The organism is Scandinavium goeteborgense, assembly GCF_003935895.2.
Taxonomy (GTDB): domain Bacteria; phylum Pseudomonadota; class Gammaproteobacteria; order Enterobacterales; family Enterobacteriaceae; genus Scandinavium; species Scandinavium goeteborgense.
In genome coordinates this window covers 1165372-1188730 of the sequence record NZ_CP054058.1, presented here as the reverse complement: position 1 = coordinate 1188730, position 23359 = coordinate 1165372, and the positions used below count along the sequence as shown (strand labels likewise).

At 56.0% G+C, this 23359-nt stretch carries 22 protein-coding genes; 9 read left to right on the top strand and 13 right to left on the bottom strand.

The features are described 5' to 3' along the window. Positions 1–103 precede the first annotated feature (103 nt). Positions 104–3217 (top strand): multidrug efflux RND transporter permease AcrD, encoded by a 3114-nt coding sequence (acrD, locus tag A8O29_RS06465; RefSeq protein ID WP_125354228.1) that lies wholly within the window; start codon positions 104–106, stop codon positions 3215–3217. A gap of 103 nt (positions 3218–3320) precedes the next feature. Here the strand turns inward: acrD and ypfM are convergent, their stop codons facing one another. Continuing rightward, complete coding sequence (gene ypfM / locus A8O29_RS06460) at positions 3321–3380, bottom strand: protein YpfM (RefSeq protein ID WP_087867655.1); 60 nt, start codon at positions 3378–3380, stop codon at positions 3321–3323. 354 nt (positions 3381–3734) lie between these two features. Here ypfM and A8O29_RS06455 point away from each other — a divergent pair, with 354 nt between their 5' ends. The 3 genes from A8O29_RS06455 to A8O29_RS06445 are packed head-to-tail and all read left to right on the top strand — an operon-like array spanning position 3735 to position 5437. Beyond that, the gene (locus A8O29_RS06455) at positions 3735–4088 is read left to right on the top strand and encodes an ArsC family reductase (protein ID WP_125354227.1); all 354 of its coding nucleotides are present in this window, start codon (positions 3735–3737) and stop codon (positions 4086–4088) included. Positions 4089–4091: 3 nt separating this feature from the next. Further along, positions 4092–5219, top strand: coding sequence for a succinyl-diaminopimelate desuccinylase (dapE, locus tag A8O29_RS06450; RefSeq protein WP_125354226.1), 1128 nt, complete (start codon positions 4092–4094; stop codon positions 5217–5219). Between the two features lie 26 nt (positions 5220–5245). Beyond that, positions 5246–5437: a YpfN family protein gene (locus tag A8O29_RS06445; protein WP_110509031.1), complete on the top strand. Its 192-nt coding sequence runs from the start codon at positions 5246–5248 to the stop codon at positions 5435–5437. Between the two features lie 210 nt (positions 5438–5647). Here the strand turns inward: A8O29_RS06445 and cspE are convergent, their stop codons facing one another. The 7 genes from cspE to dapA all read right to left on the bottom strand — a co-directional run bounded on the left by cspE (position 5648) and on the right by dapA (position 12777). Beyond that, positions 5648–5860: a transcription antiterminator/RNA stability regulator CspE gene (gene cspE, locus A8O29_RS06440; protein WP_022647355.1), complete on the bottom strand. Its 213-nt coding sequence runs from the start codon at positions 5858–5860 to the stop codon at positions 5648–5650. Positions 5861–6195: 335 nt separating this feature from the next. Continuing rightward, entirely contained in the window at positions 6196–6891 is a 696-nt protein-coding gene (gene ypfH, locus A8O29_RS06435; protein WP_125354225.1) for an esterase, read from the bottom strand. A gap of 78 nt (positions 6892–6969) precedes the next feature. After that, positions 6970–8970: a tRNA(Met) cytidine acetyltransferase TmcA gene (locus tag A8O29_RS06430; protein WP_275942425.1), complete on the bottom strand. Its 2001-nt coding sequence runs from the start codon at positions 8968–8970 to the stop codon at positions 6970–6972. Between the two features lie 12 nt (positions 8971–8982). Further along, entirely contained in the window at positions 8983–9861 is an 879-nt protein-coding gene (gene ypfJ / locus A8O29_RS06425) for a KPN_02809 family neutral zinc metallopeptidase (RefSeq protein ID WP_125354223.1), read from the bottom strand. Positions 9862–10023: 162 nt separating this feature from the next. Further along, the gene (gene purC / locus A8O29_RS06420; protein WP_110509023.1) at positions 10024–10737 is read right to left on the bottom strand and encodes a phosphoribosylaminoimidazolesuccinocarboxamide synthase; all 714 of its coding nucleotides are present in this window, start codon (positions 10735–10737) and stop codon (positions 10024–10026) included. 113 nt (positions 10738–10850) lie between these two features. Beyond that, a complete protein-coding gene (bamC, locus tag A8O29_RS06415; protein WP_125354222.1) occupies positions 10851–11882 on the bottom strand; it encodes an outer membrane protein assembly factor BamC in 1032 nt (343 codons plus the stop codon). A gap of 16 nt (positions 11883–11898) precedes the next feature. Next, complete coding sequence (dapA, locus tag A8O29_RS06410; protein WP_125354221.1) at positions 11899–12777, bottom strand: 4-hydroxy-tetrahydrodipicolinate synthase; 879 nt, start codon at positions 12775–12777, stop codon at positions 11899–11901. A 154-nt stretch (positions 12778–12931) separates the two neighbouring features. Between dapA and A8O29_RS06405 the strand changes: the two genes are divergently transcribed. Together A8O29_RS06405 and bcp are read left to right on the top strand one after the other, a co-directional pair. Continuing rightward, positions 12932–13504, top strand: a complete 573-nt coding sequence (locus A8O29_RS06405) for a glycine cleavage system transcriptional repressor (protein ID WP_125354220.1) — start codon at positions 12932–12934, stop codon at positions 13502–13504. Beyond that, a complete protein-coding gene (gene bcp, locus A8O29_RS06400) occupies positions 13504–13974 on the top strand; it encodes a thioredoxin-dependent thiol peroxidase (RefSeq protein WP_125354219.1) in 471 nt (156 codons plus the stop codon). Before A8O29_RS06405 ends, bcp begins: the two co-directional genes overlap by 1 nt. A gap of 44 nt (positions 13975–14018) precedes the next feature. Here the strand turns inward: bcp and A8O29_RS06395 are convergent, their stop codons facing one another. The 4 genes from A8O29_RS06395 to A8O29_RS06380 form a co-directional block, all read right to left on the bottom strand. Next, positions 14019–15155 (bottom strand): glycerate kinase, encoded by a 1137-nt coding sequence (locus A8O29_RS06395; protein WP_125354218.1) that lies wholly within the window; start codon positions 15153–15155, stop codon positions 14019–14021. A gap of 5 nt (positions 15156–15160) precedes the next feature. Beyond that, positions 15161–16429 carry a GntP family permease gene (locus A8O29_RS06390; protein WP_125354217.1) on the bottom strand — a complete coding sequence of 423 codons (1269 nt, stop codon included), beginning with the start codon at positions 16427–16429 and terminating at the stop codon, positions 15161–15163. A 65-nt stretch (positions 16430–16494) separates the two neighbouring features. Further along, positions 16495–17676, bottom strand: coding sequence for a sugar diacid recognition domain-containing protein (locus A8O29_RS06385; RefSeq protein WP_125354216.1), 1182 nt, complete (start codon positions 17674–17676; stop codon positions 16495–16497). Positions 17677–17936: 260 nt separating this feature from the next. Next, positions 17937–19007, bottom strand: a complete 1071-nt coding sequence (locus tag A8O29_RS06380; protein ID WP_125354215.1) for an AI-2E family transporter — start codon at positions 19005–19007, stop codon at positions 17937–17939. A 223-nt stretch (positions 19008–19230) separates the two neighbouring features. Here A8O29_RS06380 and bepA point away from each other — a divergent pair, with 223 nt between their 5' ends. Together bepA and arsC are read left to right on the top strand one after the other, a co-directional pair. Continuing rightward, a complete protein-coding gene (gene bepA, locus A8O29_RS06375; RefSeq protein ID WP_110509003.1) occupies positions 19231–20694 on the top strand; it encodes a beta-barrel assembly-enhancing protease in 1464 nt (487 codons plus the stop codon). A gap of 9 nt (positions 20695–20703) precedes the next feature. Next, positions 20704–21060, top strand: coding sequence for an arsenate reductase (glutaredoxin) (gene arsC / locus A8O29_RS06370; protein ID WP_125354213.1), 357 nt, complete (start codon positions 20704–20706; stop codon positions 21058–21060). Here arsC and A8O29_RS06365 read toward each other — a convergent pair. Next, complete coding sequence (locus A8O29_RS06365) at positions 21053–21883, bottom strand: helix-turn-helix domain-containing protein (protein ID WP_125354212.1); 831 nt, start codon at positions 21881–21883, stop codon at positions 21053–21055. The genes arsC and A8O29_RS06365 overlap by 8 nt on opposite strands. A gap of 156 nt (positions 21884–22039) precedes the next feature. Here A8O29_RS06365 and celB point away from each other — a divergent pair, with 156 nt between their 5' ends. Beyond that, complete coding sequence (celB, locus tag A8O29_RS06360) at positions 22040–23359, top strand: PTS cellobiose transporter subunit IIC (protein WP_110508997.1); 1320 nt, start codon at positions 22040–22042, stop codon at positions 23357–23359.

The window sequence follows — 23359 nt, the reverse complement described above, 5'->3', positions numbered from 1 at the left end:
TACACTATCTCCTTAATTTCTCCACGTTTCGCTCAGGCCTTGCCGCTACAGTATTCAAAGCCTGCCATAACAAAAAAAACCGTGTAGTGAGGTCCTGATTCCGATGGCGAATTTCTTTATCGATCGCCCCATTTTTGCCTGGGTGCTGGCCATCCTGTTGTGTCTGACAGGTACGCTGGCGATTCTGTCGCTTCCTGTTGAGCAATATCCTGACTTAGCGCCGCCTAACGTGCGTGTCACCGCGAACTATCCGGGTGCGTCCGCGCAAACCCTGGAGAATACCGTCACCCAGGTTATTGAGCAGAACATGACCGGGCTCGACAACATGATGTATATGTCCTCCCAGAGCAGCTCCGCCGGGCAGGCAACCATCACTATCACCTTTACCGCCGGGACTGACCCGAACGAAGCGATGCAGCAGGTGCAAAACCAACTGCAGTCCGCGCTAAAAAAACTACCGCAGGCCGTGCAAGATCAGGGCGTGACGGTGCGTAAAACCGGGGACACCAACATCCTGACCATCGCCTTCGTATCGACGGACGGCAGCATGGATAAACAGGATATCGCTGACTACGTCGCCAGTAACGTGCAGGAACCGCTCAGTCGCGTCAATGGCGTGGGCAATATCAGCGCCTATGGTTCCCAGTATTCGATGCGCATCTGGCTCGACCCGTCAAAGCTCAATAGCTATCAGCTGACCACTCAGGACGTTACCGATGCGGTCAGTTCGCAGAATGCCCAGGTGGCCGTTGGTCAGTTAGGCGGCACGCCGTCAGTCAATAAACAGGCCCTGAACGCCACGGTTAACGCCCAGTCGTTGCTGCAAACGCCGCAGCAGTTCCGCGATATCACGTTACGCGTCAATAAAGACGGCTCGCTGGTCACGCTGGGCGATGTAGCTAAAGTCGAACTGGGCGCAGAAAATTACGATTATCTGAGCCGCTATAACCGCAAACCAGCATCCGGCTTAGGGATTCAGCTGGCATCCGGCGCCAACGAAATGCAAACCGCCGAAGCCACGTTGGCGCGCCTCGATGAGCTGTCGCACTATTTTCCGCACGGGCTGGAATATAAGATTGCCTACGAGACCACCTCGTTCGTTAAAGCCTCGATTCACGACGTGGTGAAAACGCTGCTGGAAGCGATCGCCCTGGTGTTCCTGGTGATGTACCTGTTCCTGCAAAACTTCCGCGCCACGCTTATTCCGACCATTGCCGTGCCCGTGGTCCTGATGGGCACCTTCGCCATCCTGTACTCGTTTGGCTATTCGATAAACACGCTAACGATGTTCGCGATGGTGTTGGCCATCGGCCTGCTGGTGGATGACGCCATCGTGGTGGTGGAAAACGTCGAGCGAATCATGAGCTCCGAAGGGCTTTCGCCCCGGGAAGCGACGCGAAAATCGATGGGGCAAATTCAGGGTGCGCTGGTCGGCATCGCGATGGTGTTGTCGGCGGTATTTATCCCGATGGCCTTCTTCGGCGGAACCACCGGAGCGATTTATCGTCAGTTCTCGATAACGATTGTATCGGCAATGGTGCTGTCGGTGCTGGTGGCGATGATCCTCACCCCGGCCCTGTGCGCCACGCTTCTCAAGCCGCTGCATAAAGGCGAACATCACGGTCAAAGAGGCTTCTTCGGCTGGTTTAACCGGATGTTTGACAAGAGCGCGCGGCGCTATGAAACCCGCGTCGGCAAAATTTTGCACCGCAGCCTGCGCTGGATGCTTATTTACGTGCTGCTGCTCGGCGGCATGGTGTTCCTGTTCCTCAAACTGCCGACCTCGTTCCTGCCGCAGGAAGACCGCGGTATGTTCCTGACCTCCATCCAGCTGCCAAGCGGCTCCACGCAGCAGCAGACGCTGAAAGTGGTGGAAAAGGTTGAGGATTACTTCTTCAAAAATGAGAATGCTAACGTCGCGTCCATCTTTGCCACCATCGGTTCCGGCCCGGGCGGTAACGGTCAAAACGTCGCGCGTATGTTTATTCGTCTGAAGGACTGGGACGATCGCGATACTACCACCGGCACCTCGTTCGCCATTATTGAACGCGCGACCAAAGCGTTTAATAAGATTAACGAAGCGCGCGTATTTGCCAACAGCCCAGCGGCGATCAGCGGCCTCGGCAGCTCGGCAGGCTTTGATATGGAGCTTCAGGATCACGCCGGTCTCGGCCACACGGCGTTGATGGCGGCCCGCGATAAGCTGCTGGATTTAGCCAGCAATGATTCGCAGCTCACCCGCGTGCGGCACAACGGTCTGGATGACAGTCCGCAGCTGCAAATCGATATCGATCAGCGTAAAGCCCAGGCGCTGGGCGTCTCCGTCGACGATATCAACGACACCATGCAAACCGCGTGGGGCTCGGATTACGTGAATGACTTTATGGACCGTGGCCGTACCAAGAAAGTGTACGTCCAGTCCGCTGCGCCGTACCGCATGCTGCCGAGCGACATCAACTTCTGGTACGTGCGTAACAGTAGCGGTGAAATGGTGCCGTTCTCAGCCTTTGCCACCTCGCGCTGGGAGACAGGCTCTCCGCGTCTGGAGCGTTACAACGGGTATTCCGCACTGGAGATCGTCGGTGAAGCGGCACCGGGAGTCAGTACCGGTACCGCGATGGACGTGATGGAAAAACTGGTGAGCCAGCTGCCGACGGGCTTTGGTCTGGAGTGGACGGCGATGTCCTATCAGGAACGTCTCTCCGGTGCGCAGGCCCCTGCCCTGTACGCGATTTCGCTGCTGGTGGTGTTCCTGTGCCTGGCGGCGCTGTATGAGAGCTGGTCGGTGCCGTTCTCGGTGATGCTGGTGGTGCCGCTCGGGGTGATCGGCGCGCTGCTCGCCACCTGGATGCGGGGGCTTGAGAACGACGTGTACTTCCAGGTTGGCCTGCTGACGGTTATCGGGCTTTCGGCGAAAAACGCCATTCTTATCGTCGAGTTTGCCAACGAGATGAATGAGAAAGGGCAGGATTTGCTGGAGGCCACGCTGCACGCCTGTCGTCAGCGTCTGCGCCCGATTCTGATGACCTCGCTGGCATTTATCTTCGGCGTCCTGCCGATGGCAACCAGTACCGGCGCAGGCTCCGGGAGCCAGCACGCGGTCGGTACGGGCGTGATGGGTGGGATGATCTCCGCGACCATACTGGCCATCTTCTTTGTACCGCTGTTCTTCGTGCTGGTGCGTCGCCGCTTCCCGCTCAAAGAGAAGCCGCAATAAACTGAACAACACACAAAAAAGGCGACCTTATCGGGTCGCCTTTTTTATCATTTCTGCGGTGTGACACAACGAACAAACAGTTAGCGCATTACCCACAACGGAATTATTTACGAAGCATATCTTCGATAAAATCTTTCCAGTTTCCCAGTTCATGTTCGATCATAACAACCTCTCTTATTATTATCGTTAGTGTACGAAAATAGCCTGGAGTTGTGAAGATGGGATAGTCCATCGCTGCGATAACTGTCCTGAGCCACCGTATCACGGGGGCTTAACGTTACTATGAACGATATCCATTTATTTAATGTGACTTACTGCAATATTTTGAAACAACACGACTTCCGCATGATTTCACAATATTATGCGCTTCAGGTGAAAATTTATTCAATAATTCCGGGTTGATATTTCGCTTAGGGATAAGTAGGGTCGTACAAATATTTCGCATATGATCCGCAACCGATTTTCATTATTCGAAAAATCTGAGCGAATTACCTGTTTCAACGCAAAAGGATTAACCATGATCACGATGTACGGGATAAAAAACTGCGACACCATCAAGAAGGCACGCCGCTGGTTGGATGACCATCAGCTCGAATACCGTTTTCACGACTACCGGGTGGACGGTCTTGACCGTACGTTACTCGATACCTTTATCGCCGAACTGGGCTGGGAAGCGCTGCTGAATACCCGTGGCACCACCTGGCGCAAGCTGGATGAATCCGTTCGCGCCAGCATCACAAATGCGGATACCGCCGCCGCGTTGATGCTGGAAATGCCAGCAATCATCAAACGCCCATTGCTCTGCGCGCCCGGTCAGCCTATGCTGCTGGGTTTTAGTGATTCCAGTTACCAGACGTATAACGAGGTGTAGTGTATGTCATGCCCGGTCATTGAGCTGGCTCAGCAGCTTATTCGCCGCCCTTCCCTTAGCCCCGATGATGCGGGTTGCCAGGCGCTGATGATTGAGCGCCTGCGCGCGATTGGTTTTACCGTTGAAGCGATGGACTTCGGCGACACGCAGAATTTCTGGGCGTGGCGCGGGAAAGGTGAAACGCTCGCCTTTGCCGGTCACACCGACGTAGTGCCTGCGGGCGATGCCGATCGCTGGATTAATCCACCGTTCGAGCCGACTATCCGTGACGGAATGCTGTTCGGTCGCGGTGCGGCGGATATGAAAGGCTCGCTCGCGGCAATGGTTGTCGCCGCCGAGCGTTTTGTCGCCCAGCATCCGAACCACAAAGGTCGTCTCGCGTTCCTGATAACCTCCGATGAGGAAGCCAGCGCAACGCACGGAACCGTCAAAGTGGTTGAAGCGCTGATGGCGCGCAACGAGCGTCTCGATTACTGTTTGGTCGGCGAACCATCCAGTACCGAAGTCGTGGGCGACGTGGTAAAAAATGGCCGTCGCGGCTCGCTCACCTGCAACCTGACCATTCATGGCGTGCAGGGTCACGTGGCGTATCCCCATCTGGCCGATAACCCGGTCCATCGCGCCGCACCGATGCTCAATGAGCTGGTGCAGATCGAGTGGGATCAGGGCAACGAATACTTCCCACAGACCAGCATGCAGATTGCGAATATTAATGCCGGGACCGGCAGCAATAACGTGATCCCGGGCGATCTGGTGGTGCAGTTCAATTTCCGCTTCAGCACCGAGCTGACCGACGCGATGATCAAAGAGCGCGTTATCGCTCTGCTGGAAAAACACCAGCTGCGCTACAGCGTGGACTGGTGGCTTTCCGGGCAACCGTTCCTTACCGGACGCGGCAAGCTGGTCGATGCGGTGGTGAACGCCATTGAGCACTATAATGAAATTAAACCGCAGCTGCTGACCACGGGCGGCACCTCAGACGGACGCTTTATCGCCCGGATGGGCGCTCAGGTTGTGGAACTGGGGCCGGTGAATGCCACCATTCATAAAATCAATGAATGCGTTAACGCCGCCGACCTGCAGCTTCTTGCCCGAATGTATCAGCGGATCATGGAACAACTTGTCGCGTAGCGGCATTACTCAAAGAGGTATCAGGCATGGACTGGCTGGCTAAATATTGGTGGATCCTGGTGTTGGTGTTTTTGTTAGGCGTGATTCTTAACGTCATCAAAGACCTCAAGCGCGTCGACCCGAAGAAGTATATGGCGAACAAACCGGACCTTCCCCCACATCGTGATTTCAACGATAAGTGGGACGACGATGATGAGTGGCCGAAGAAAAAGCCTTAAACAAGAAAAGCGCCCGATGGGCGCTTTTTTATTGAGCTCGGTATTGTGCCTGCTGGCGCTGCGCTTAGCAGGCCTACATTCACTGTCGCGAAATTCAGGCAATAAAAAACCCGCACAAGGCGGGTTTATTTTATTATCAGTAGCTCTTAATTAACTGCTCAGACGATTGTCTTCATCGCTGTCGTAATGGCTACTGATAATCAGCAAGACTTACAGCGGGGAAACATTACCAGCTGCTGGGCCTTTAGCGCCGTTCTCGATGGTGAAGGATACTTTCTGGCCTTCGTCGAGAGTTTTGAAGTTATCGCTCTGGATTGCAGAGAAATGTACGAATACATCTTTGCTGCCGTCGTCAGGAGTGATGAAGCCGAAACCTTTATCAGCGTTGAACCATTTTACTAAACCAGTCATTTTATTAGACATAGATACTTCCTTAATTTTTTTGAGCCACTAAATGCGGCGATGATGGCCTGTAATGAGAGAGCTACTTACTTAGCACTTAGGAGGCGGCTCATGAAGGGCAATATCTATTGATAACACCTGAACTGAGGACTGCTTTACTAAAACTGCTTTCATAAGGTCTGTGTTCCAAACCAAGGACGCCATTAAGACATAGAGAAATTAATATAGCAACTTTTATGTCTTTTTATTTTAACCGCTTAAATAGCCAGATGGCTATACGGCTGCACGCTTCGGGCTCAAACCAGAGTAATCACCTCCAGAAACACACTGTACTTTCAATAAGTTATGCGCAATTTCTACAGCAACTCGATGATATCATCGTCCTGCGGTTTACCGCCGCTCAGCGCTTCGTCGAAATAGTGTTTCGGCACGGTGTAGCGCAAATGGTCGAGCGCAAACTGAATACTGCGGTCGTCAATGGCGTGCCCCAAGTCGTCAATAATATCCAGCGTGACGTCCCCACCCGCTTCAATCAGCGCTTCCTCAGCCGCCACCGCGTGGGACAAATCAATGACCCGATCTTCACCGCCGTGGATCAGGTGCACGGTAGTTGCCGTGCTGGCGCTGGTCGGCAGCGTCGCAAAGCGTCCGTTGAAGGCAATGATACGTGATGCCAGACCCGGCGCCGCTTTGGTGCTTTCGAGTGACATGATGGTGCCTTGAGAGAAACCTATCAGCGCCGTCGCCAGCGGACCAACGCCGCTCTCTTTCTGCCAGTGCCGCACGATGTCGATGAAGGTCGGCATGATGGCATCAATACGCTGCTGACGATTTTCTTCCGTCACGCCCTGCACGGAAAACCACTGGCGACCATTCGGGCCGCAGGGCTCAACACCACCGACGCTAACAATCAGCGCGTCGGGAAACAGCGGTGCAAACCAGCTGCCAATCTGCCCCATTGAGACCGGGTTATCGCCCACGCCATGAAACAACAGCAGCAGCTGTTTGGCCGGGACTGATGGGCTTTGCACAACAAAATGGTCATGTTTCATGGCTTTCTCCTTGGTCTTTTGCTGGGGAGTCTACGCCGTTGGGCGTTAATGACCATGACATTTAACTGAATGAGTTTGTTAAAAAAACTGCAGGTTTTTCACCTGTTCTGCCAGCGTCTTACTGCGATGCGCGTCGAGGCATTTCAGCGCGTTCGCCGCTTCCTGACGCTGCTTCGACAGGAGCGCTTTTCGCCCGCCCTGAGCCGGTGCGGCGTCGGTTTGCTGCGCCAACGCGCTCCGTAATGCGGGCAAGGGCAGCGTGACCACCGCGAGCAATCTTTGAAGGCTGCCGACCGACGCCATCAGCGGACGATGCGCCCAGGCAAACCCGGCCAGTTCCTGCCAGTCATCCTCTGTAAGAATAGCCGCTGACGGCTGATTTGCGGCCTGACAGCCATCATCACGCCACTGCGCCAGCCAGTATTCATCGCGTGCGAAGCGAGCCTGCTCACGCTCTGCAAGCTGATGGCCTGCCGCACTCTGCGGGTAAATGGCCATCGCGGTGTAACAGCCGCTGCTGGCTTCCCGGTGCGTGCCCAACCGCACCAGCTGAAAACCGCACCGCTGCCAGAAGCGCCAGAGTTCATCGGTAAAACCGAAGCTCACAGAAAGATAATCGCAGTCGGTGGTCTGCGCGATGACGCCCGCAATCATACGCTGGCCCGTGCCCTGTCGTTGCCGTTGCGGATGAATGGCGATGCGGCTGATACGCTGGCTTCTGAGCGCGGCGGCCTGCGGACTTCCGCCGTGTGCAGCCAGTGACTGCGCCACCAGATTGCCGCGCGGGCGACGAAAACCGGCCCACACCGCCTGACTCAGTTCCAGGCTCAGCCCCCCCTCCTCCACCAGCCACAGCGCGCCGGTCAGCGCTGCGCCTTCGCGCGCGGCAATAAAATGCTGCCCGGGGGCATCCATCATGCGGCGTAAATCGAGGGGAGACGTTCGATAATGCGCGGCAGAAAGCAGCCGATACATGGCGGAAAGGTGTTCCGGCTCGCTTTCCCACGCCGTTTGTTCAACGCGTTGAAGTTGGACGGTATCAGACGCAGGCAGCGCGGGAAGCGCGGGAAGCGCATCATCAAAGAGTAGCGCTTCGGTGATGAAGGCTTCCAGCGGACAACCGCTGGCCCAACGCACCGGCTGATTCAGCGTGAACGCGGCCAGATGCGGGAAACGGGCGCAAAACTTAAGCATGAAACCGCGCCCGGTGCCTTCGTAACCCTGGACGGTCGTGGTCAACAACGTGTGCGGAAAACGGCCCACCAGCCGCTCAAGCAGCGGGCCAGGAATGGCGGCCGCCTCATCGACAATCAGCCATGCCGCCTGTTCCTCTGAGGCCAGCAACGCGTCAGGAGCCATAAACCGGAAGTGTTCTCCCGCGAAATGCGCCAGCACATCGGTAGCCGCTTTGGCGGGAGCCGTTACGATAGCGCGCGCGGACAGCGTTTTCAGCAGCATTCCCGCCAGCGCGGATTTCCCTCGACCGCGCTCGGCGGTCACCACTGCCACGCCCGGCGGCAGGGTGTTCAGCGCGGCCAGGATCGCCGCTTGCTCAGTCTGCGGTTCGCCATTCGCGGGGCGCCATTGCGGGCGCGGGGGATATTCGGGCAGTGTAAACGGGAGATGTTGTTGCCAGACCAGCGCTTCTGTGTCGCGGTGCAACACGCGGCAAAAATGGTCGACAAAATGCGGCGTGGAGATGGGATCAGGGCTGTCGCTCCAGCGTACGGAATCGTCATCCGTCAGCGTCGGCCAGCGTTGAAGATGAGGCACCAGCAGCACCAGCCAGCTTCCGGCTTTTAGCGTGCCTGCCAGCGCCGCAAAAGCGGCGACGTCAAAACCACGGCGGGCATCAAAAAAGGCGTGTTTGAATTCACGCCCAAGAAGAGTTTTCAGCGCCGAAGGCGCGCAGTACGGTTCGGGCTGAACCTCAGGGGAGATAAACAGCCCGTCGCCGCTCAACCGTTCGCGCAGGCGCAAAGCCTGCCGATAGCTCCAGTCGGCCTCGCCGCTCAGAACCAACAGGCGGCGAATGCCTTGCGCTTTCATGTTCGCGCCCTGCGCGAGAATGGCGTCCATGTCAGGCATGAATTAGTTGAACGCTGTTTTACCGAAGGTGTTGCACTGGGACGGGTCCCCGCTGTCAAAGCCGCGTTTAAACCACGTGTATCGTTGCTCTGACGTTCCGTGGGTGAAGCTGTCCGGTACGACGCGGCCCTGGCTCTGCTGTTGCAAACGGTCATCGCCGATGGCTTCAGCCGCGTTCAGCGCTTCCTGTGCATCACCCGCTTCCAGCACGCCCTGCTGCTGCATGCTGTGACCCCAGACGCCTGCGAAGCAGTCCGCCTGCAGTTCCATTTTCACCGACAGCTGGTTCACCTGAGTTTTAGACGCATTCTGCTGCATCTGGCGAACTTTCGGCTCGATGCCAAGCAGCTTCTGCACGTGGTGTCCGACTTCATGCGCAATCACGTAGCCCTGAGCAAAATCGCCATCAGCGCCAAGTTTGTTTTTCATGTCGTCGTAGAAAGAGAGGTCGATATAGACGGTGGTGTCCGCCGGGCAGTAGAACGGGCCCATGACCGACTGACCGGTGCCGCATCCGGTGCGCGTAGCACCACGGTACATCACCAGCTTCGGCTGTTGATACTGCCGGCCCATTTTCTGGAAAAGCTGCCCCCAGGTATCTTCTGTGGTGGCGAGAATAACGGAGGTGAATTTAGCGGACTCGTCATCGTTCGGACTGATGGAGCGCTGCGCCGTCTGCTGTTGCGGCATCGGCTGACCGGTGAGCATTCCGGTGAGATCGACCCCGTAATAACCCGCGACCACCACCACAATTAGCAGAATGATGCCGCCTTTTCCGCTTGGGAGACGAAAACCACCGCGGCCGCCCATAGGGGACATTCCGCCAGAATCGTTTCGCCTGTCTTCCACATTATCGCTTTCGCGACGACCTTGCCAACGCATAACAACCTCTGTATTTCATGTTCCTGATACAGTGATCGTAGGCGGTTAAAGGCAGGATTACCATAGTAAACAAGGCAGATATCAAAAGAGGATGACAAGCATCCTCTGAGTTACAGGCCCGGTAAGCATCAGCGACTCCAGGCAGACGATTCGCGTTTCGCGTTAGTCGAGCTGAACGCCTAAACGACGCGCCACTTCTTCGTAGGCTTCAATCAGGCCACCGAGGCTCTGGCGGAAACGGTCTTTGTCCATTTTATCCATGGTATTTTTATCCCACAGACGGCTGCCGTCCGGCGAGAACTCATCGCCTAACACCACTTTGCCATTGAACAAGCCGAACTCGAGTTTGAAATCGACCAGGATAAGACCCGCGTCATCAAACAGCTTCGTCAACACGTCGTTGGCTTTGTAGGTCAACTCACGCATGGTGGCCAGATTTTCGCGGTTCACCCACCCGAAGGTTTCGCAGTAGGATTCGTTGATCATCGGATCGTGCATTTCGTCGTTTTTCAGGAACAGATCGAACAATGGCGGATTCAGCTCAATGCCTTCTTCAATGCCCAGACGCTTCACCAGCGAACCCGCAGCGCGGTTACGGATAACGCATTCTACCGGCACCATATCGAGTTTTTTGACCAGACACTCGGTATCGGACAGCAGCTGCTCCATCTGGGTCGGAATGCCCGCTTCTTCCAGTTTGCTCATAATGAAATGGTTGAACTTGTTGTTCACCATCCCTTTACGATCGAACTGTTCGATACGCGCTCCATCACCTGCTGACGTATCGTTGCGGAATTCGAGCACCAACAGGTCCGGGTTTTCCGTGCTGTAAACGGTTTTCGCTTTGCCGCGATACAACTCAGCTTGCTTTTGCATCTTTCAATACTCCGGGTAGGAAATTAGACATTAAAATCGGGCTTTTCTGCCGACGCACACGTTTGCGTATGATAACAGAAAAAAGGGCCGGATTGCTCCAGCCCTTTTATTTCTTACTTAAATGCGGCCTGGAATACGGCTACCAGCGCGTCGTTTTGCGACTGGGTCAGCGTATGTCCTTTCGGATCGATGAACTGCATGCTGCTGCGGTTATCGAGGTCGCCAACCTGGAGCTTATAGTCACCAGAGCTCAGGCCCGGGTCACTTGCGCCAAGGTCACGCCAGCTGCTGTCAGAAAGCGGTTTGTAGGTGACGTTCATGCTGCCCTGTGAACGGGTGCTGTCGGTCACTTTCATGCCTGCTTTTTCCAGTGCTGCCGGCAGTTTCTGCCACACCTGGTTGAACGGACCACGTACAACCAGCATTGGCAGGCCAGTATCATCTGCCGCGCTTTGTACGTCGAAGGTTGCACCGTCGCGGCTCTGCGCGGCGTTCTGTGCGCTGGTCGCGTTTTTATCCAGACCTGCAGAAATCACGTTCAGCATTTCGGCGCTGTAACGCTGCAGGGATGCAGCATCGGCAACCGGTTTGCCCGCCTGTTCCAGATTCAGCAGTTTCACCACCACGGCTTGTTGATAGCCCTGCGGTTTAACAGAGACCTGATAGCGGCCACGGTACTGCTGATCTTCGTCCAGACGGTTCCACTGGACCCAATCGGTGGTCAGCGTCTGCGTCGCATCATCGCGCTTGTCGATGGTGTAGTTTTTATCCTGAACGATGCTCACAACCTGCGGCCACAGATTTCCGCTACGGCCACTTTCGACCATCAGCGTGGCGGTGTCACCCGTAAACTGGGTGCGCGCGCCTGAAACCAGGGCTAACGGCTGTGCAGGCGGACGAATGTCCAGTGCTTTACCCGTTGCGCCGTCACCGCGGGCCACAGGGATGTTGTATTCGCCATTTTCGACCGGCAGGATCATCCCGGCCGGTGCATGAAGTTCAGAAAGCGGCGGCGCTTCCAGATAGGCTTCATCACCGCTCACCTGGCGCTTGTAGCGCGAATCTGAGCTACAGGCTGCGAGGAGCAGAACAAGCGAAACACCCGCAACTTTCGCCAGCTGCGACTTCTGTACTGAGTAAGCCATCAAATCTCCCTAAACTTTACAGCAGACCGGCATGCTTCAGCGCGGATGCCACCTCGTCACGGCCATGGGCGGTGATCGGGGTCATTGGCAGGCGCAGCGTATCGGTCGCCACAAGACCCAATTCCTTACAAGCCCATTTAACCGGGATAGGATTGGGTTCGACAAATAATTTATTGTGCAACGGCATCAGACGCTGGTTAATCGCACGGGCTTCAGCAAAGCACCCGTCGGCGGCCAGTTTACACATTTCTGCCATTTCGCGCGCGGCTACGTTAGTCGTCACGGAAATAACACCGTGACCACCCAGCTGCATGAAGTCCAGCGCAGTGGCATCATCACCACTCAGCAGAATAAAGTCATCAGAAACCAGCTCTTTGATCTGGTGAACGCGACTTAAGTTCCCGGTGGCTTCCTTAATAGCGATAATATTTTTGACTTGTGCCAGGCGTCCCACGGTTTCCGGCAGCATATCGCAACCGGTACGGGACGGCACATTATACAGAATTTGTGGCAAATCAGTATGTTCGGCAATCGCTTTGAAATGCTGGAACAGACCTTCCTGAGTCGGACGGTTGTAGTACGGCGTTACCGTCAGACAACCAACGATACCGCTGTTATTGAAGCGCTGGGTCAGGCTGATGGCCTCTGCGGTGGCATTTGCCCCCGTGCCTGCAATCACCGGAATACGGCCGTCGGCGAGTTCAACAGTCATCATCACCACATCACCGTGCTCATCGTGGCTCAGGGTGGCAGACTCACCGGTAGTTCCTACCGAAACAATCGCCGAGGTTCCGCTGGCGACATGGTAATCAATCAGTTTTTTCAGGCTGGAGCGGTCGACCTGACCTTTTTCATCCATCGGCGTGACAAGCGCTACAATACTTCCCGTGAACATGGGCCATCCTCAGTGCAGATGTGCGGACAATAGCCTCAATGGTACGTTTGGTCCTGTTATAAAAGCAAGAGACCGGAGGCACTCAGGATGTTGTATGCCGGTTTTTTTTATGCTTTCCTAGTCGCAACCTCCCCTTTTCACAGGAAGAACAGGTTTGACAGCCTCCCTACATCACTATTTGGTGATTACTGCCTTGGGTGCCGATCGCCCTGGCATCGTAAACACCATCACGCGTCACGTCAGTAGCTGTGGCTGTAATATTGAGGACAGCCGCCTGGCGATGCTCGGCGATGAATTTACGTTTATTATGCTGCTCTCCGGCACCTGGAATGCCATTACCCTGATTGAATCGACGTTGCCGTTAAAAGGGGCGGAGCTGGATTTACTGATTGTGATGAAGCGCACCTCGGCGCAGCCGCGCCCGGCGCAACCTTTAACCGTCGTAGTACAGGTTGAAGTGCCTGATTCACCGCATATTATCGAGCGATTTACCGGCTTATTAGACTCGCATGGCATGAACATCGCCGAGCTGGTTTCCCGTATTCAGCCCGGTGACAGTGCGGCTTCTCCGCAGCTCTTTATTCAGGTGACGGCCCACAGTCCGGCATCGCAAAATGCGGCAAAGATCGAACAAGCGTTTAAAGACCTGTGTACAGAACTGAAAGCGCAAGGCAGTATAAACATCGTCAATTATTCACAGCATGATGAACAAGATGGAGTTTCGTAATGACCCCACTGAAAGCCGGTGACATCGCACCGAAATTTAGCTTGCCCGATCAAGACGGTGAGCAAGTAAATTTAACCGACTTCCAGGGACAGCGTGTTCTGGTTTATTTCTACCCGAAAGCCATGACGCCTGGCTGCACCGTGCAGGCCTGCGGCTTACGCGACAATATGGATGAGTTAAAAAAAGCGGGTGTTGACGTGCTGGGTATCAGTACGGATAAACCGGAAAAGCTCTCCCGTTTCGCTGAAAAAGAAGTGCTGAATTTTACCCTGCTCTCTGACGAAGACCATCAGGTCTGCGAACAGTTTGGTATCTGGGGCGAGAAAACCTTCATGGGCAAAACCTACGATGGTATTCACCGCACCAGCTTCCTGATCGACGGCGACGGCAAAGTCCAGCACGTGTTCGACGACTTCAAAACCAGCAATCACCACGACGTGGTGCTGAACTGGCTGAAAGAGAACGCCTGATAACAGTTTGCCCGGTGGCGCTAGCGCTTACCGGGCCTACAAAATCAATGCCCTGCCATTTTCCACACCGACGCCACGTTGCGCGCCGTTATCCGCAAGTTTTCTTCCGCCGCATCCAGTGCTTCCGGCAGCGTTACCACCTGAGTCAGAATCGAAAACGCCGCGTCAATTCCGTGCTCGTACACCACCCCGTGACAGCTTTTCAGGCCGCCCGCCAGCGCGATAACCGGTTTATGGTGCAGCTTGGCCACTCTCGCCACGCCAATCGGCGTTTTCCCGAAGATGCTCTGGCTGTCGAGCCGCCCTTCCCCGGTAATCACCAGGTCCGCGTCTTTCACCGCCTGTTCGAGCCTAAGCGCTTCCACCACGATTTCCACACCTGCACGTAGTTGAGCATTTAACAGCCCCAGCAGCGCACTGCCCATACCGCCCGCCGCACCGGCACCCGGCGCGTTGAGCACCTCGCGACCGGTCTGCTGTTGGATGAGTGCGCCCCACTGTGCCAGCGCGGCGTCCAGCGTTTCAATCATCTCCGGCGTTGCCCCTTTCTGTGGGCCGAAAATCGCCGACGCGCCCTGCGGACCGCAGAGTGGATTATTCACATCGCAGGCAACGGTGATGGTCACGTCTTTCAATTTTGGATGACAGCCGCTCAGGTCGATGCTCGCCAGCTCACTCAGCGCGCCACCACAGTGCGCCAGCTCATGCCCCTGCACATCACGCAAGCGGGCTCCTAACGCCTGCATCATCCCTGCCCCGCCGTCGTTGGTAGCGCTGCCGCCAATCCCCAGAATAATGCGCGTCACGCCGCACTCCAGCGCCGCGAGGATCAGCTCCCCGGTGCCATAACTGGTGGTCTGTAACGGATTCCGCTGCGCCACAGGGACATGATGCAGACCCGACGCAGACGCCATTTCTATGATCGCCGTTTCGCCATCGCCCATCAGACCCCAGCGCGCCTGCACCGGCTGGCCTAATGGACCGATAACCTGTTGAGTCTGGTAGCGGCCGCCGCTCGCTTCCACCATCGATTCCACCGTGCCTTCGCCGCCATCAGCCATCGGCACTTTAACGTACTGTGCGTCCGGGTAAATCTGGCGAAATCCCTGTTCAATGGCGGTCGCTACCGCCATCGCTGACAAACTTTCCTTGAATGAATCAGGTGCAATTACGATTTTCATACCGGTTATCCTGCGAGTCCAAATACGCCAAACATCAGGGTCGAGACAATAGTGATGGCCAGACCGACCAGCGTTTCATACGGCATCAGCTTCAAACGTTCGCGAATAATCATGCTGACGCTGCCGCCGGTGGCGTGGAAGAAGCTGCCATGCGGCAGATGATCGAGCACCGTGGCACCCGCGTGGATCATCGCGGCCCCGGCCAGAGCGGAAACGCCCAGCTCCAGCAGCGTTGGCGCAAATACGCCTGATGCCACCGCAGTGCCCGCCGTCGTCGAGGCGGTTGCCATCGACATAATGGACCCGGAAATCGGTGCCAGCAGATAGGCCGGTAGACCCGACGCCGTCAGGCCGTGAATAAGCACATCTTTCAGTTCCGAGTTGGCGATGATCCCCGCCAGCGTCCCGGTGCCCAGCAGCATAATGGCGACGGGCGCCATCCGCGCCAGCCCGGCGGTCATAAAGTGATTGCTCTCTTTAATGCGTCCCATTAACAGCGCGCCCACCAGCCCACCGAGCGGTAAGGCAATCAGCGGGTCGATAGCAATCCCGGCAATGGGCCGCAGCGACAGCAGCACAATGGCCACCAGCGGGGCGCTGATGGACACCATGAACCCCGGCTGGCCGCGGGTATCGCCATGAGAAATCACTTCTTCTTCGGTGACCGGACTGCCCTTTTTGCTCAGTCTTTTTGCCAGGAAGTACGCCAGCGCCAGGCCAAACAGACCGGGGATCACACCGGCGAGCATTACCGACGTCAGTGGTACGTGGAAGTTATCGGCAGCGGCAATGGCGTTCGGGTTCGGCGACATCACGTTACCGGCCTTACCGCCGCCGATCATCGCCAGCAAAATTGCGGTTTTCGAAAGCTTTGCGCGACGGGCAATCGACAAGGCAATCGGTGCCACGGTAATCACCGCCACATCAACAAATACGCCTACCGCCGTCAGGCACATCGTGGCAATCGCTAGCGCCAGCAGCGCCCGGGTTTCACCGACCTTTTTCACTACCGTTTCGGCAATGGTGTTCGCCGCGCCGGATTCAATCAGCACGCCCGCCAGCACTCCAGCGGCCAGAATACGCAGCACAGCGTTGGTGATGCCCTGCGCGCCGGTGACCATCAGGGTCACGGTTTGCAGCAAATCTGCGCCACCCACCAGACCACCGACCAACGCCCCGACCATCATGCCGTAGGCGGGGGAAACCTTTCTCAGAATCAAAATGATGGCCACGACCAGTGCGGCTATGGCCCCTAATGCGGATATCGACGTCATACGTTGCGCCTCCATTAAGTGACGACGCAGTATGGAAAATTACGTCGCCGTTTGGCCTGGAGGTTCTAACGAACTTTCGCCCCTGTCGCGGAGGTTAAATTGTGGGATCCGACAGATTCACGCTGCAGCTCCATGCCGATATACAGCCAGAGCCTATCTTTCAACTCATTGATTTTTATCTGAGTAATATCCTCACAGCGCTGAAGGCGATAGCGCAACGTATTGACGTGAATGTGCAGGACATTGGCGGTTTGAGTAAGGTCACAGTTCTGTTCAAACCATGTGCGCAGGGTGTGCTGCAAAACGCCTTTGGCATCGTTTTCAACCAGATGCAGCCACAGGCGCGACAACTCCTGCACCTGCCAGCTTTCCGACACCCCGCCCAGCAGCGCAGGCAGCGCGTAATCGTGATAGAAAACATACTGGCTTTTAAGTTTCTGTCGCTTCACCAGCGCCTGGGTTGCCCGGGCCGACTGCAACGAACGATGCAGCCCGGTTTCCCCGGGGAAATAACCGCCGATGATGATGCGGCTAAAACCAGACGACGTCGCCCAGGATTTAAAGCTCTGCAAGGCGCTCATCTCCTGGCGCACATCCCATTCTCCGCCCTTCAGCACAATCGGCTTGATGATAATCAGCTCATTGAAATCGCTGAATGTCACCAGATGATCGCGGGCGCGGTTGTCGAAATAATCCATCAGATTACGCAGCGCTTCGCGATCCGGCTGGCGCAGCTCAATCACCATCACCACCCGTGGCAACGCCAGATCGATCCCGAGGTATGACGCCATCGAGTGCAGGGAATCCGGCGTATTTTCATGTTGAATCAGCTTGTTAATCAGCTCTTCGCGGTAGCGCTTATCCCACTGTTTCTGCTCGATAAGCACCATGTGCTCGATGATCAACTCCGAGGCCATCTTCACCAGCTCCGCGTAGGCCCGGACCTTATTCGGCTCGCCGGTAATACCCAGCACGCCAATCAGCTGCCCGTTGAACGACATCGGGAGATTGATCCCCGGCCGCACGCCTTTGAGTTGATTGGCAGTGGCGGAATCAATCTCCACCACCCGATTCTCTTTCAACGCCAGAATGGCGCCTTCATGGCGCTGCTGGATCCGCGTGGGTTCGCCCGAGGCGATAATCACGCCGTGCTCATCCATCACGTTCACCGAGTAAGGAATAATCCTCATCGCACGCTGCACTATCTGCTGCGCGGTATAGTCCTTTAAATAATTGTGTCTCATCATTGTCCTCACCTGCTCCCTGTGACTTTATTGCTGCCTCTTATAAGCGAATTCGCCCACCGGACGCCCAGGATGAAAACACAAAAAAAGACGCAGAGATGCCGCCTTTTTTGGTGAATCTGACAAATAAAATTCAGGAACAGAAAGTCACGGCGTAAAAAAGAGAGAGATTCTGGCTGCTTAGGGGAGTCTGACGGGGAAAAATGCCGCGAAGAGGGCAAAGCGTGACGCTATGACGGCGTTCACGCTTTGCACTTAAATATTTACTCCATATCCTCAACGACGGCCGGACTATCCGGCCAGGCGTGCACCACCGCTTTGATAAGCGTCGCCAGCGGAATGGCGAAGAACACGCCCCAGAATCCCCACAGTCCGCCGAAAATGACGACGGAGAGGATGATCACCAGCGGATGCAGGTTTACCGCTTCAGAGAACAGCACCGGCACCAGCAGGTTACCGTCGAGGCCCTGAATTATCAGGTACACCGCCAACAGGCTCCAGAACTCGGTGCCCAAACCAAACTGGAACAGCGCCACGCCAATCACCGGAATGGTCACCACGAACGCGCCGATATACGGAATCAGCACCGACACGCCAACCAGCACCGCCAGCAGCAGTGAATAGTTCAGCCCGAACAGCAGGAAGCCAATCCAGGTGGCGACGCCAACAACAATCATCTCCAGCACTTTGCCGCGAATATAGTTGGTGATTTGCTGATTCATCTCCGTCCACACCTGGCCTGCCAGCCCGCGATTGCGCGGCAGCACGCGGCGAACGGCATTGAGCATTTGCTCTTTGTCCTTCACGAGGAAGAACACCATTAGCGGCACCAGCACCAGATAAACCGCCAGCGTCAGCAGGCCCACCAGCGAAGCGAGGGAGTATTTCACGACCGAATCGCCCATCGTCAGCATCCGGCTACGGATGTTTTCTGCCATCGCATCAATAATCCCGGCATCCATCAGCGCCGGATAACGCCTCGGCAGCGTGGCGGCATAATCAGAAAGCTTATTGAGCATCCCCGGCATATCGCGGATTAAATTAATGCCCTGTTGCCAGGCGACCGGCATCACCACAAAGGCCATCAGCATCACAACGCCGACAAAGAACACCAGCACAATTGAGGTGGCCCAACGTCGCGAGCAGCCAATACGCTCCAGGCGAACGGTCGGCCATTCGAGCAGATACGCGAGCACAATGGCGACCAGTAAAGGTGCCAGCAGACCGCTGAAGAAAAAGAGAATGCCGAACCCGGCAAGGAGAATAACCAGCAGCGCTATCGCTTCCGGATCGCTGAAACGACGACGATACCACTGCATTAACATTTCGAGCATAACTACACCGTTCCCTGAATGGCGGGCAAAAGGCCCGCGTGAATTGTATCGAAATGTCACAAAATTGCCTGTGCTTTTTGCGCGGCACCGCACCCAGTAGCAAAAGTCGCGCAAGGGTATATTCAGGCGTCTCACAGCCAGCTAAACTGCGATGGCTGCCGACAGTGGAACGTTACGCCGCGTTGTCGGTCAAACTGGCACACCCTACATACAGGACCGAGTTATGTTCAGGCAGTTAAAAAAAACGCTGGTTGCGACTCTCATCGCGTCGTTGACCCTGAGCCAGGCCTTGCCTGCCTTTGCGGACTCCGCAGATACACTGCCGGATATGGGCACCACCGCAGGAAGCACGCTCTCTATCGGACAAGAGATGCAGATGGGCGATTTTTACGTGCGCCAGTTGCGCGGCAGTGCGCCGCTGATTAACGATCCGCTGCTGGTTCAATACATTAACGGTCTCGGGATGCGCCTGGTGTCTCACGCCAACTCGGTGCGTACACCGTTCCACTTCTTTTTAATTAACAACGATGAGCTGAACGCCTTCGCCTTCTTCGGCGGAAACGTGGTCCTGCACTCGGCGCTGTTCCGCTATGCCGACACCGAAAGCCAGCTGGCTTCCGTGATGGCGCACGAAATTTCGCACGTGACCCAACGTCACCTGGCCCGCGCAATGGAAGACCAGAAGCGTAACGCACCGCTGACCTGGGTGGGCGCGCTGGGGTCGATTCTGCTGGCGATGGCCAGCCCGCAGGCCGGGATGGCGGCGCTCACCGGTACGCTGGCGGGCACGCAGCAGGGCCTGATCAGCTTCACCCGTCAGAACGAAGAAGAAGCTGACCGCATCGGCATTCAGGTATTGCAGCGTTCCGGTTTCGATCCGCAGGGTATGCCGCAGTTTATGGACAAGCTGATGGATCAGTCGCGCTACTCTTCCAGACCACCCGAAATGCTGCTGACGCACCCCCTGCCGGAAAGCCGTCTGTCGGATGCTCGTAACCGCGCCAACCAGATGCGTCCAGTAGTGGTGCAGTCTTCCGAAGATTTCTACATGGCGAAGGCGCGTACGCTTGGCATGTATAACAACGGTCAGAACCAGCTCAGCAGCGACCTGCTCGACAGCTGGTCCAAAGGCAATATTCGCGAGCAGCACGCCGCGCAGTATGGCCGCGCCCTTCAGGCGATGGAGGCCAATAACTATGTTGAGGCCAGCAAGCAATTGCAGCCGCTGTTAACCGCCAATCCGCAGAACGCCTGGTATCTCGATCTGGCGACGGACATTTCCCTCGGCCAGAACAAAAACGCAGAAGCCGTTAACCGTCTGAAAGCGGCGAAAGAGTTACGCAACAGCCCGGTGCTACAGTTGAACCTGGCTAACGCCCTACTTCAGTCCGGCAACCCGGCGGAAGCGGCCACCCTGCTCAATCGCTACACCTTTACTTATAAAGACGATGTGAACGGTTGGGATTTGCTGGCCCAGGCGGAAGGGAAACTCGGCAATCGCGATCAGGAACTGGCAGCCCGGGCAGAAGGCATGGCCCTGGTCGGTCGACTCGATCAGTCGATTTCTCTGCTCAGCAACGCCAGCGCCCAGGTCAAACTCGGCAGTCTGCAGCAGGCACGGTATGACGCGCGCATTGACCAGTTCCGTCAGTTGCAGGAAACTTTCAAACCCTATTCAAAAATGTAAGGACACCCGATGAGTCATGCGGTCCAGATTTACCACAACCCACGCTGTACCAAGAGCCGCGAAACCTTAGCGCTGCTGAAAGACAACGGCGTGGAGCCGGACGTGGTGCTGTATCTCGACACGCCGCCCGATGCAGCGACGCTGAAGAATCTGCTGAAAATGCTCGGTATGACCAGCGCCCGTGAGCTGATGCGTCAGAAAGAAGATCTCTATAAAGAGCTGAATCTGGCCGACAGCGCGCTGAGTGAAAGCGCACTGCTTGAGGCGATGATTGCCCATCCCAAGCTGATTGAACGCCCGATTGTGGTGAAAGAGGGTCAGGCGCGGATTGGCCGACCGCCGGAACAGGTGCTGGAAATTATCTAGGCCTTAACGCCGCAGCGTGTGTCTGTAAAAAGCCCTGCGGCGTACATTCTCCCAGTTTCTTCTGCGTTTTCCCGGTATTCCATAACACACTCAGCTGCTGCACCAGCGCATCCGGCTCCATCGCGGCAGGAACCAGCGTACGCAGAGTTTCCGTAAAGGTAATCGTGCTCGCTGTAACCTGCGGCAGACGGGAAACTTTGATGCCCGGCGCGTCAATCTCAAGCCACTTTACCGGCTCAGTCTCAAGACATTGAATATCAGCCGGACAGCGCGTCAGCGTTTCCTGGAACCAATTCTCAACCAGCGGTAACGAGATGCCGGAATAGACCCGGGCGTGGCACCAGCCGCTCAGCGGTTCCCGCGCCCACAGCAAATGATGATCGCCGCCGTCGTCCATGGTCATCGACAGCCGCCGATAATGCAGCGTTAGCGTATTCGGTACGGCACCTGCCTTCAGCGCTTTTTTCCCCTGTGCGCCGCCCTTTTCCCGTTGATGCGCAGGCCTTAAATAACGGTTCAACGTGGCGCGAGAAACCGTAATGCCTAAGCCTGCGTTAACCATAAACAGCAGTTCATCCAGCGGCGCATGCAGGGTATCGCGCAGCGCATTCACCAGCGCCACCTGTTCAAGTCTCATTACTTTGTGTACCACATGCGGCGTGGTGTGCTTGTCTCCCGTTTGCTCGCGATTGCGCCAGCGGCGTACGGTGGTCACTGAAATACCCAGCTCTTTTGCCAGCTCACGGTCGCTTTTATCAGACTGCTGAAGGTAGCGACGCACGCGTGGCGTAGTGGTGGCATTAGCATGCAGCTTAATTTCCATCGTCAATTCCTGATGATCGGTCAGAACTAATCATATGAGATTTATATACATCATGCGTTGGCATTGTGACCGGATTCACCTTTCACCGCCCGCCTTTCACTGATAATCCGCATACATAACACACAATCAAATAGTCAGTCTCGTGCGGAGCTCACAATGAACAATGTTCTGGGATTTTTAGAAGCCAAACTGATGCCGTTGGCGGCGAAAGCCGCACAGCAGCGTCATCTGTGCGCCATTCGCGGCGCCTATGTTTCATTCATGCCGTTTATCATTGTCGGTTCGATCCTGCTGGTGATTTCGTCGTTCCCCAATCAGGGTTATCAGCAGTTTATGTCTCACACCTTTGGTGAGAGCTGGAGCAGCATTGTTGAGATCCCGTTCAATGCGGTGTTCTCCACCATGTCGCTGTTTATCAGTTTCCTGGTGGCCTATCGCCTGGCGGAGCATTACAACGAAGACCGCGTCTCGTGCGGCATTCTGGCGCTGGTGAGCTTCCTTATCCTGACCCCGTTTATCAAAGTCGCGGAAAACGGCGGGATCACCGTCATGCCGGTGGAGTGGATCGGCAGCAAAGGTCTGTTCGTGGCGATGATCGGCTCACTGCTGTGGACCGAACTGTTCTGCTGGCTGAAGCGTAAAAAGCTGGTGATCAAAATGCCCGACGGCGTGCCGCCTGCGGTGCAGGAGTCTTTCGCGGCGCTGATCCCGGCGCTGCTGGTGATGATCCTGGTGCTGATCATCCGCATCGGCTTTGAAAACACCCACTACAACACCATTCACCAGTTCATTTATGAAGTGGTCGCCACCCCGGTTCGCCACTATGGCACCTCGTATTTCGGCGCGCTGATGACCGTGTTCAGCATCACCATTCTGTGGTCGGTGGGCATTAACTCCGGCTCGATGATCAACGGCATTATTCGTCCACTGTGGATGGAAAATCAGACTGACAACATCGCCGCCATTCAGGCGGGCGTGACCCCGCCGCACATTATTACCGAGCAGTTCTTCGACATGATCTGGATGGGCGGCGCGGGTGCCACGCTGTCGCTGGTGATTGCGATGCTGATTTTCGCCCGCAGTAAAAACATGCGCGAAGTGGCGCGCCTCGGTGCAGGCGCGTCGATATTCAACATCAACGAACCGGTGCTGTTCGGCCTGCCGGTGATCATGAACCCGATCATGCTTATCCCGTTTAATCTCGTGCCGCTGGTGCTGGTCACCATCCAGTACGTGGCGATGAAAATCGGCGCGGTGGCGGTCACCACCGGAGTGTTCATCCCGTGGACGCTGCCGCCGGTGCTGAGCGGATTTATTGTTACCGGGCACCTTTCCGGCAGCGTGATGCAAATACTGAATCTATTGATTGGCGCGATGCTTTACCTGCCGTTCATGCGCATTCTCGATAAGCAGTACCGGGCAGCAGAAATCGTGACCGAAAATGAAACCCGCCAGATGGCAAAACAGGAGTCGTAA